9 protein-coding genes are annotated in these 10,703 nt (G+C 70.2%); 4 read left to right on the plus strand and 5 right to left on the minus strand.

The annotated features are described in order from the left end of the window. Nucleotides 1–98 precede the first annotated feature (98 nt). Entirely contained in the window at nt 99–890 is a 792-nt protein-coding gene (locus tag ACIOHC_RS12070; protein WP_401842623.1) for a DUF4253 domain-containing protein, read from the plus strand. A 200-nt stretch (nt 891–1,090) separates the two neighbouring features. On the opposite strand, the gene ACIOHC_RS12075 is transcribed toward ACIOHC_RS12070, so the two are convergent. Both ACIOHC_RS12075 and ACIOHC_RS12080 read right to left on the minus strand, forming a co-directional pair. After that, complete coding sequence (locus ACIOHC_RS12075) at nt 1,091–1,732, minus strand: class I SAM-dependent methyltransferase (RefSeq protein ID WP_351083499.1); 642 nt, start codon at nt 1,730–1,732, stop codon at nt 1,091–1,093. A gap of 209 nt (nt 1,733–1,941) precedes the next feature. Beyond that, nucleotides 1,942–2,730 (minus strand): thioesterase family protein, encoded by a 789-nt coding sequence (locus ACIOHC_RS12080; protein ID WP_365691238.1) that lies wholly within the window; start codon nt 2,728–2,730, stop codon nt 1,942–1,944. Nucleotides 2,731–3,073: 343 nt separating this feature from the next. Here ACIOHC_RS12080 and ACIOHC_RS12085 point away from each other — a divergent pair, with 343 nt between their 5' ends. Further along, nucleotides 3,074–3,418 (plus strand): hypothetical protein, encoded by a 345-nt coding sequence (locus ACIOHC_RS12085; protein ID WP_351083497.1) that lies wholly within the window; start codon nt 3,074–3,076, stop codon nt 3,416–3,418. 50 nt (nt 3,419–3,468) lie between these two features. Here the strand turns inward: ACIOHC_RS12085 and ACIOHC_RS12090 are convergent, their stop codons facing one another. Next, on the minus strand, nt 3,469–4,584 hold the full coding sequence (locus ACIOHC_RS12090) for a MarR family transcriptional regulator (RefSeq protein ID WP_401842625.1): 1,116 nt from the start codon (nt 4,582–4,584) through the stop codon (nt 3,469–3,471). A 519-nt stretch (nt 4,585–5,103) separates the two neighbouring features. Here ACIOHC_RS12090 and ACIOHC_RS12095 point away from each other — a divergent pair. Next, entirely contained in the window at nt 5,104–5,649 is a 546-nt protein-coding gene (locus ACIOHC_RS12095; RefSeq protein ID WP_351083495.1) for a HEAT repeat domain-containing protein, read from the plus strand. Between the two features lie 12 nt (nt 5,650–5,661). Here ACIOHC_RS12095 and ACIOHC_RS12100 read toward each other — a convergent pair whose 3' ends face one another. Together ACIOHC_RS12100 and hemB are read right to left on the minus strand one after the other, a co-directional pair. After that, complete coding sequence (locus ACIOHC_RS12100) at nt 5,662–8,508, minus strand: right-handed parallel beta-helix repeat-containing protein (protein ID WP_401842627.1); 2,847 nt, start codon at nt 8,506–8,508, stop codon at nt 5,662–5,664. Nucleotides 8,509–8,851: 343 nt separating this feature from the next. Beyond that, nucleotides 8,852–9,850, minus strand: a complete 999-nt coding sequence (gene hemB, locus ACIOHC_RS12105) for a porphobilinogen synthase (RefSeq protein ID WP_351083491.1) — start codon at nt 9,848–9,850, stop codon at nt 8,852–8,854. A 184-nt stretch (nt 9,851–10,034) separates the two neighbouring features. Here hemB and ACIOHC_RS12110 point away from each other — a divergent pair, with 184 nt between their 5' ends. Next, complete coding sequence (locus tag ACIOHC_RS12110) at nt 10,035–10,547, plus strand: hypothetical protein (protein ID WP_401842629.1); 513 nt, start codon at nt 10,035–10,037, stop codon at nt 10,545–10,547. Nucleotides 10,548–10,703: the final 156 nt, after the last annotated feature.

The following is a 10,703-nucleotide window of genomic DNA, read 5'->3' on the forward strand; positions in this document are numbered from 1 at the left end:
CTGCGGTCTGCCCACGAGCGGCCGTAGGGAGGCCGTGGGCGCCCGGAGGTCCGCCCGCGCCCCGGCCGCTGTCAGTGGCCACGTCTAGAGTCGCGGACATGGCGACGCTCCCGAATCCGCTTCCTTCACTGGCCACCTCCGGGGTCCAACTCCCGCCCGGTGCACTGGTCGACGCGACGATCGACGGGCCGTGGCACGAGCCGCTGCTCTGGTACGCCGACGAGCCCGCCTCCCCCGGGACATGGGCCGCGATGCGCGCCGCAGGACGGCCGGTCGGGCTGCTCCCCGTGCTGATCGACGGCGGGAGGCGCGACCAGTGGCCCGAGACCTGGGACCTCATGCCGGACAGCGCGTCGTACCCCGGTGATCACGACGCCGAGGAGGTGCTCGGCGAGTACTGGGCGGACTGCGCACCCGACGAGCTCGACGCCGCCGCCGACGAGTGGCCGGGGCTGGCACCCTCCCCGGCTGCCGACGGGCCCGACAAGCCGGACGATCTGGCGGCCGGGATAGCGGACGAGTGCACCGGCCCGGACGGCTGGTACCCCGGTACGCGGGCGGCGCTCGTCCCGGCCCAGCGCAGTGCGGACATCCCGGCGGCGATCGGCTGGTCCGGCCCGGTGAACTACGAGGACGACGTGGCCCGGCTCTGCGCGGTCCTGCGCTCCTGGGAGGACCGCTTCGGTATACGGATCGTCGTGATCGGCTTCGACACCCTGACCGTCTCGGTGGGACGGCCGCCCACCACCCTTGCGGAGGCACGGGCGCTCGCCGCCGAGCACTTCGCGTTCTGCCCGGACAACATCAACCAGAGTCCGCCGTACGACCTGGACGTCTACGCCGAAAAGATGGTGCTGAAGCAGGAGACCTGGTCGTTCTGGTGGGACTAGGCCGTGTCCCAGGACCCGTTCGGATCTCGCCGGGCCCGCCCGGCACGACGGAGTCCTGGCGAGCGGCGAGCGGCAAGCGACAGGCGGCAACGGCTGCGGTCGTCCCTGCCGGTCGGTAACGGTCGTTGTGGGCGATGGCGGGATCACCGGCAGAGTCCGGGTTGTCGCGTACCGTCGATGGCGGCACGCGACGACCTGAGTCACTTTCCTGCGCGCATCAGCAGATGTCCCCGGCGGAACCGTTCGCCCTCGCACGGCTCACGCAGCATCCGGCCGACCTCCGTGAAGCCGGCCTCACCGGCCAGCTCCGCGAGGTCGTCGATCGGCCATCGGTAGGCTGTCGTCACCTTATGGTCGAACGGCGTGACCGGCTCGCCTTCCGACTCGAAGAAGGCGAGCAGAAGAGTCCCGTCGGGCGCGAGCACCCGACGGAACTCGGCGAAGTACGGGGGGACATCCTGCGGCGGGGTGTGAATGACCGAATACCAGGACACGATGCCCTGCAGCCGGCCGTCGGCCAGGTCCAGGGCGTCCATGGAACCCACCTCGAAACGCAGGTCCGGGTATGCCTCGCGGGCGAGATCGATCATCACGGGCGACAGGTCGACGCCGAAGACATCCAGCCCCAGATCCCGCAGGTGTGCTGTGACAGGTCCAGGGCCGCATCCCAGCTCGGCGACGGGCCCGGGGCCGGCGGCCCGCACAGTCTCGGCGAACGCGTTGAGCACCGCGCGATCCAGCGGAATGGCGTCGAGGTCGTCGCGCGCGAGTCCGGCATAGAGAACGGCGACGGCATCGTAGGCATCGGCTGTCGCACGGCGGTACGAGGAGAGTTCGGTCACAAGCGAGGACAGTAGAGTCTTCCCAACGCGGGCGACTGACTATCGGACAAGTCCCCGTGACGACCGCTCGAAGCGGCAGTGGCACCACACGCGGACAGGGCGCGAGCAGGCCATCTGCCGTCCTGTGGTTCCCGGATGAGCCCCTTACCGACCGGTGTCTCCGGCGGCCCCGTACGCCGTGACGGACGGCGAGCGGACGCCCTCGTGGCTCAATCACCTTCCAGCGGACGGACGGTGAGAATCTGCTCGGCGTGGCCGACGGGACCGCGGTGGTCATGGAGGACGCTGCTGGTGAGCCCCTGCCCCGACGGGCCGAAGGAAACGGTGGTGTCCAGGCCGGTCCACGGCCCTTCCGGTTGCCGGTGCAGGTGGATCGTCAGGTCGAGGTTCGGGAACATCCACGCGGTGGGGTCCTGCTGGACGGCGATGCCGTTCGCGGTGTCCACGAGCGCGATGTACGAGGCAAGGGCACTGCTCGGCTCGCCCCCGACCAGGTCGACGAGCGAGGACACCCAGGCAGCCGTCCGCCCCTTGCGGGTCGGAGGCATTCGACGGACGTCGATGGACGAGACGTACCCTCCGTTCCACTCCTCGTCCATGGCCCAGGCAGTGCACTCTTCGGGGGCGGGAAGCCGCTCGTGGGGGCTGTCGGCGACGGCCTCGGTGTCCAGGACCGCCAGCAGCCAGGCACGGGCGCGCACGACCGGACGGCCGCCGATGACCACGGTCGCTTCGAGGAGTTCGATGGTCCGGCCGGGACGAACGGTGTCAACCGTGATCTCGCACTCGTCCAGAGCGATCCGGCCAAGGATGTCGTAGCTGATCCTCGCCAGTACGAACTTCCCCGGCCGCGTCGCGAGGTGCCGCTCTACAGCGTGCACGACGAGCCCCGCGAGCGGGCTGAAGTGCTGTTCGTCGGTGTTCCATGCACCCCCTGCATGAGCCGTGGGTTTGTAGTGGTGCTCGCCCGTTCGCTCGTAGTAGCTCTCGCGCGTGATGACGCCTGCGGTCACAGGATCCGTCTCCTTGGGCAGGTCAGGTGCACATGGGATACAGGTACACATGGGATAGCTGCATCTGTCACGCATCGTATGGAGCGTCACGCTCACCGGTCACCGTGATCTGCCGCACAGGCGGTCAAGGGGGACGGCTGGCAGCCACTACGGGTCCGTGCCCGGCTGTCTCCCGGCGCACGGCGCCAAGGAGGCCGACTTGCAGGCCCTGCGTATCGCCTTGTCCTGACGCGGGGCAGGCCCCCGTACGATGCCTCACGCTCCCGCGCCCGGCGGATGAGTACGGCGACTCATGTGCCGTATGCGAGCGCCGGGTTGAATCGCACGCATGCCCGACAACGTCATGGACAGTCGCCCTCGGCGCACCTGGATCGCCTCGCTGATCTCCACGGTCGTGACGCTTCCGCTCGCGTTCGTCGTCCTGGTCTTCGGCGGGCTCGCGCCGATGGCCTGCGACTCCTGCTCGGAGGCCGACTCCGACCGGTTCGACGCCGGCTTCGACACAGCGTGGACGGTGCTCTGCTGCGGCCTGGTCCTGGCCCTGATCGTGCTGGTCGCGAGTTGGGGGCTCACCCGGCGCAGACCGCCGGCCGGTGCCGCGCTCGCCGTACTCGCCCCCGGCACGGTGGTTTTCGCATGGGTGGTGTTCATGTCCCTGGTCGACTGGCCCTGAGCGGCCTGAGAAGCCCGAGCGGCCCGAGCGGCCCCGGGCTTCCGGCGGCGTCAGGGGGCCTTGAGCAGGTCGCGGAGTTCGCTCACGTGGGCACGGACGTCACGGTCACGGACGTCGGATGCGATGGCGGGGCCGGTGGTGGGCTCCGGACCGACGGCTGTGCCGTCGACGACCCGGCGGCACGGGCGGCAGAGGCCGTCGGGGAGCGCGTCGGGGCGGCCGGGGGTGCCGCACCGGGTGCATTCCACCATCACGCGACGGACCGGTGCTGCGAGGACTTCGCGGGCTGCGGGCAGAGCGGGCGGGATCTTGTCGTTGAGCCGACGGCGCAGGAACCCGACGGGCGATTCGACCCGGGCGGGAAGTCCGGCGGAGAGGGCCTGGGTGAGGTAGTCCGTGGTCACGCCGCGTGCGAGCCATTCGGCGGCACGTCCCTCCAGCGCCGCACAGTCGGTGGCGGACAGCGCCAACCGGTGGTCCGTACGCCCGAGTCGGGCCAGCGCCAGGTAAACGGGCGAGGGGTATCCCGCATCCGGCCTCGCGCCGGGCGCGACGGCCCCGACGGCGGCGTCGGCAGCGGCGTCGGCGTCGGCGTCGGCTTCGACGGCTCGGGACGGCACATCGACAGCATTCAGGGGCACCGGGACCGAGGGCTCCATGGGCGCCCAGGACTGCGGGTACATACCCACCGGCGGTTCGGCCACCGACCCGGTCCCGGCCCCTGGCACGAACCCGGCACCCACGCCCACACCGACCACCACCCCGGCTCCGGCTCCGGCTCCGGCGTCCGCACCGGCCCGGTTGTCGTCGGCCCCGACGCGGTTGTCCTCCGCGTCCAGAAAGGCGTTCCACCATTCGTTGTCCCGCGCGGTACGGGACCAGAACGTGCGGAAGACCCAGCGGACCTGGTCGCCCTCGCCCACCGGGCGACGCACGCGGCGCAGGTGACCGGCCACCGCCAGGGCGGTCAGGGCGCTGCCGACGGCCTGCTGCCCGTACAGCGGCAGTTGCTCGGCCAGGGACTTCACATTCATCGCCGCGCCGTCGGGCAGATGGTCGACGAACCCGGCGACATACCGCTCCCGCTCGGGCAGCAGCGCGAAGTCATCGGAACGGCGGGGTTGTTGGTCCGCCGCGGAGCGCTTGCCGTAGCCGGGGTTGGCCATCGGGCGAGCGGGCGAGGATGCGGGCCCTCGCAGGGCCGGGCTAAGGTTCCGGGTAGCCACAGGATCGCTCTTTTCGATCTTGGAGGTGAGACCCCGGCCCGGTGCGCTTACACCGTGCCGGGGTCGTTTCGTTGTGCGCACCGTAAGCAACCGTGTCGGCGCGTCGCAAGCTGTCACGATTAGTCATACTTGCTGGCCGTGACGGGGTCGGGGAGGTGGGGAAGGTTGCCCCAACCCCCCATTCCCACCCACCGGTCGAGGAAGGCGCTCGAATCCCGGAGCTCGAACCCCGACACCCGAATCCCGATGCTCGGATCCCGAAGCTCAACCGCCCTCCGCGACCACTCGGCGCCCCGCCTCGTCCCCCGCACGAGTGAACCGATGGGCCCGGGTCTCGAAACCCGAGGCCCGAGGCCCGGGTATCGAGCGCCGGACCCCGGCACCGCGTTCGACGCACACGTGCACATGCCCACGTAGCATCTGTGGCCCCGGCCCAACGCCCCCGAAAGGAACGTCGGCATGCCTCAGGCCGCGAGTCCGGACCACCCCCGTCCCCACCACCTCCAGCACCTCATCGAGGAGTTCCGCGCCCTGCCCGTCGACAGCGACCGCAGGCGCGAGATCGTCGCGAAACTGGACGGCGACGTCGAGGCGCTGCCCTTCCTCGCCTCCGTCGTCGCGGACCCGCAGGAGTACGACCTCGCCCGCGTCGAGGCGGCCACGATCCTGCGGCTGTGGCCCCCGTCCGACCCGGTCGCCGCCCGCACCGCCGCCCAGGCCCTGCTGACCGCACTGCGCGACCCGGAGGAGGACCTGGTCCGCCAGTACGCGGCCGCGGCCCTCGGCCCCTACGCGGACGAGCCACCGGTCCACGAGGCCCTGACCGCCATCGTGCTGGAGGACGACGACCTGCTCGTACGGCACAACGCCCTCGCCGCCGTCGAGGAGGCGGGCCCCAGCGAGGCCCGTACCGGCCTGCTGCGCGCCCTCGCGCACGACCCGGACCTGGGCGTGGCGGCGGCCCGCACCCTCACGGAGTGGGGCCGCACGCCCGACGCCCGGTGACGACGGCGCCCGCTACTGGATCCTGAAACTGTCGACGATCATGTAGTCGCCCGTCTTCATCACGCCCTTGAGGATGTGCGCGCCGGGAGCGAGCCCGGCCGCACTGAAGACGGCCTTCTGGTGCACGCGCGTGGCGTTGTGGTTGTCGATCGTGCCCACGGACCGGCCGTCGATGAAGAGCTCGACCTCGCCCTCGTCGGTGTTGACCTGGGTGAGGAGATCGATCGCGGTCCCGTTGAAGGCGAGCTCGAAGGAGTCCCCCTTGTTCTGGGTGGCGTGCACGTCGTCGACCCAGCCGCCCGCGCCGCCCCGGTATCTGTTCTTCCAGTCCCAGTCGGTGCCGGTGTAGACGACGCCAGAGGTGTTGTTGATCTGCTGAACCCCGGTGGGCTTGCGCAGGGTCACCTCGACGGACGCCTGATTGCGCCAGACCTTCAGCACGGCATCGGCGCCGGGAGCGGTCTGGTTGTATGCGAGCCAGAAGCTGTCGCGGTCGGTGACCGGCCGGCCGTCGATCTCCCGGATGACGTCATTGGCGCGCAGCCCCTGCCGGTACGCCTCCGAGGTGCTCGGCACGGAGGCGAGGTGCAGACCGTTGGTGTCGGTCAGTCCCGTGGCGGACTTGATCGCGTCGGAGTAGATCCGGGTGACCGGCACGCCCAGCAGCGGTTCCGGAAGGGCGTCGAGGGTGTCGGTGTCGGGAGTCTCCGTGGGCCAGGTGAGCGGCGGCGGGGTGGGGGATCCGGCCTTGCCGAAGCCGCCCGTCGCGATGTTGTGGAAGCCGAGGGCCAGAGCGGGCGAGTCGGACTGGACGGTGTAGTCGAGCTTGGCCGGATCGGCGAACGGGGAAGTGCCGGTGAACTTCGGGTCGGCGATCACCGAGCGGGTGTCCAGCCCGTTCGCCCGCCAGTCGTCACCGAGGCCCTGGACGGCCTTGCCGTTGTTCCAGAACAGGTTGTCGTTGATGACGGGCCTGCTCCTGGCCATGTCGACCTGGATCAGGCTGTAGGGGGTGTCGGTGACGAAGACGTTCTTCTCGACGGTGTCGCCGCTGTCCGCGAACCAGACGTGGAAGTGCGCGCCGCCATTGACGAAGACGTTGTTGCGCACGGTCCGGTGGAAGCCTTCGCGCAGCTTGACCCCGCCGTTGAGCAGCAGGTTGTCCTCGATGAGGTAGTTCGAGCTGCCGTCGTCGAGGTCGATGTCCCAGTGCGAGGAGTGCCTGATCCGGTTGTGCCGGATGACGGTGGTCTCCATCGCGTCCAGCTTCGCGTACGACTTCTTCGTGGCGTCGTCGGCGGACAGCGGCCAGAAGCGGTCCCGGCCCCAGGAGTTGAAGGGGCCGTGGTCGGACGTCTCCTTGACGCAGTTGAAGATGTCGTTGTTCTCGATGAGGTGGCCTCCCCAGGTGCCGTCGTTGATGTCGACGCAGGCGCGGGGACCGTCGTGGATGGTGTTGCCGTCGACGGTGACGCGGCGGCTCATCGATATCTGCACACCGGAGGTCTGCTTCTCGAACTGCCCGTTGTCGTGGAGGTGGTTGTCGCGGATGGTGATGTCGCGCGGGTAGTTCTCGCTCTTCGGTCCGGGCCGGGTGTCGCTGATGGTCCTGCGCATGCTGTCCCAGGTGGACGGCTCGCGGACCGCGTCCGGGTTGCCGATGACCGCGACGTCGGAGGCCCCCGAGTGGCTGAACTCGTTGCCCGAGACGATGTCGTGGCTGTTGTACCCGTCGATCAGGAGGGCGTTGCCGCCGAGCTGGTCGAAGCGCGAGTCGCGTACGGAGACGTTCTCGGTGTTCTTCAGATGGACGGCGGCCACCCGGGCCAGGGCCCAGTCGCCGAGCTGGAGCTTCTCGTACGGCTGGTCGAACAGGGTGCGGTGGGTCCGGGTGAAGGTGAATCCGGAGAAGGTCAGGTCACGGACGGCGTCACCCGGCCCGTTGCCCTCCACCCGGATCAGCTCGTTCTGCTCGGCCGTCTCGACCCGGGCCCGTGCGGTGTCGACCCCGGCCGGGGGATGGAAGTACAGCTTCCCGGCGGGCTTGTCGTAGAACCACTCGCCGGGCGCGTCGAGCTCCTCGAAGACGTTCTCGACCATGCGGTACGTGGCGTGCAGCCCGCTGCCCCGGTTGTTGTCACCGACCCAGGCCAGCTCGGGCGTGCCGTCCGCCTTCACACCCGTGACCTTGAAGGAGTTCCCGCCCCACATCCCGTCGTGCAGACCACGCACGAGTGCCGTCGTCGGGTTCTTCCAACGGGCCACGCGCTCGGGGGAGATGGCGTCCGGCGCGTACCCGCCGAGGATCGCCGTGGCCGGGTCGTAGTTCGGGTAGCGGGCGAGCGTCTGCCGCTGCCCGTCGACGAAGAGCCCGTCGAAGTCGAGGCCGGCTCCGATGTCCGCGACCTTGATCGAGCCGGAGAAGGACCTCCAACGCGGCGCGAGCGAACGGCCGCCGCTGATGACGACGCGCTCACCGGGCGCCGCGAGGTACCGGACCGGAGCCCCGGCCGTACCGGAGTCGGCCGTGGTGAACTTCAGGGCGGACCGCAGCCGGTACGTGCCACCGTGCACCACGACGTCGACCGGTCTTCGCTGCGCCGTCCCTTTGCGCAACGACGTACGGACGGCCTTCTGGGCCCGGTCCAGCGTCCGGAACGGCCGGCCGGCCGAGCCGTCGGCACGGTCGCTGCCGGTGGCCGACACATGGAGGACGAGCGGTTTCGCCCCCTTGTCATGGGCGGAGGCGGGGACGCCGGGCAGGACGGCCAGCCCGACCCCCGTCGCGGCTGCCACGAGCGCGGTCAGCACCGGGGGCGGAGTCGAGCGGCTGGAACACGGACCTGGGACAGTGCGCACGGGCACTCCTCATCGACGGTTACGTCGTGTCGGCTTCCATGAAAGCCAGGCATCCAATGTATATGCCCAACTTCTGCGAGTTGTACGGGGATTATCGCGCCGCAAGCTATAAATACATCGGATGACCGTCAAGAGCTTGAACCAAAAAAGAGTCCCCGCCCGTCCCTGCATCGGGACAGACGGGGACTCACCGGACCGGCCGCGATCACTCAGGCCTGCGATCGCTCGGCGGACGCCGATGCCGAGGACGACGGTGGTGGAGCACGGAAGACCGGCGATGAACCAGGAAGGCCCGGCGGCAGGGACGGGAACGGCCCGCGCCCGACGCCTGCTTCGCCTCCGCTCAGCGCCGCCCCAGCCGCTGCGCGACCTCCGTCGCCCAGTACGTCAGGATCATCTGCGCACCGGCCCGCCGGATCCCGGTCAGGCTCTCCATGATCGCCGCGTCCCGGTCGATCCAGCCCTTCTCCGCGGCGGCCTCGATCATCGCGTACTCGCCGCTGATCTGGTACGCGGCGACCGGCACGTCCACCGAGTCGGCGACCTCGGCGAGGATGTCGAGGTACGGTCCGGCCGGCTTGACCATCACCATGTCGGCACCCTCTTCGAGGTCGAGCGCCAGCTCGCGCAGGGACTCACGGGCGTTCGCCGGGTCCTGCTGATACGTCTTGCGGTCGCCCTTGAGCGACGAGCCGACGGCCTCGCGGAACGGCCCGAAGAACACCGAGGAGTACTTGACCGTGTAGGCGAGGATCGAGACGTCCTCGTGGCCCGTCTGGTCGAGCGCGTCACGGATGACACCGACCTGGCCGTCCATCATGCCGCTGGGGCCGACCACATGGGCGCCCGCGTCGGCCTGGACCTGGGCCATCTCGGCGTACCGCTCCAGCGTCGCGTCGTTGTCGACGCGGCCGTCCTCGGTCAGGACGCCGCAGTGGCCGTGGTCGGTGTACTCGTCCAGGCACAGGTCCGACATGACGACGAGGTCGTCACCGACCTCCTCGCGCACCGCGCGCAGACCGGCCTGGAGGATGCCCTCCGGGTCCGTGCCCGCCGTGCCCCGGGCGTCCTTCTTCTCGTCCAGGGGAACGCCGAAGAGCATGATCCCGGAAACCCCGGCCGACACCGCCTCGACGGCGGCCTTCCGCAGAGTGTCCAGGGTGTGCTGCTGGACACCGGGCATGGTCGAGATGGCGACGGGCGCGCCGATGCCCTCGCGTACGAACGCGGGCAGGATCAGGTTCGCCGGGTCGAGCCGTGTCTCGGCGACCATGCGCCGCATCGCCGGGGTCGTCCGCAGCCGCCGGGGGCGGGAGCCGGGGAAGTTTCCGTACACAGTCATGCTTCGAGAGTAGACCCGTACACATCACCTTCTTACCGACACCCGTGCCGGGAAAAGCCCGCCCGCCGGGGGTACGGGCCAGGCCGGTCCGAACGGGAACCGCGCCCCGTGGAGTTGCGGCACAGCGATGTACCGGACGGCCCGGGGAGGACACGGTGGCGGCCGGGCAGCCGGGAGGCGTGGCATGAGCGACGAGGACAGCACCACCCGCATACGACGCACCGGCGCCGCAGGCGGCGCCGTGATGGCACTCGCCGCGGCGGCGTCCGTCGTCGCATCCGGCATCGAGGCCGATCTGCCCTGGTGGCTGGTGGTGGGCGTGGCTGTTCCGGCGGCGGGACTCGCGGGCTGGGCGGGATCGCGGATCGGCCGCCAGGGAGCCGTCCGTGACACCGCCCTGGAGCCCGGGGAGCGCGTGCTCGGCACCTACACGGTCCGGCCCCCGTACACCGAGCACATCCTGCCCTCGCCCCACGAGGGCCCGCAATACCAACTGCGCGTCACCACGCACGGAGTGCAGATGTGGGAACGCGTCACCCTGCTCTGGAAGCGCCCCTGGACGGAGCTGCGGTTGATCACCGACGGCCCGCGGCTGCGCATCCATCACCAGGGGGAGGAAGCCGGCACGATGCTGCTGGAACCGCCGGGTGCGGTCCAGGAGGTCCGGCTGACCGCCCGGCGCCACGGCGCCGGCTGACGCACGGGCCGCCCACGTGCTCCTCGTTCGTACGCCGGGCACGCCGCGGGGCCCGGCCGCTCTTGGGTTCTAGGGGTCTTCGCAACACCGCCTGGTTTTAGGTGGTGAGTAGATCACGTAGACGCTCGGCTGGGGTATCCCAGTCGAGCGTCTTGC

It is taken from the genome of Streptomyces sp. NPDC088252, assembly GCF_044740965.1.
In the GTDB taxonomy this organism is placed as follows: domain Bacteria; phylum Actinomycetota; class Actinomycetes; order Streptomycetales; family Streptomycetaceae; genus Streptomyces.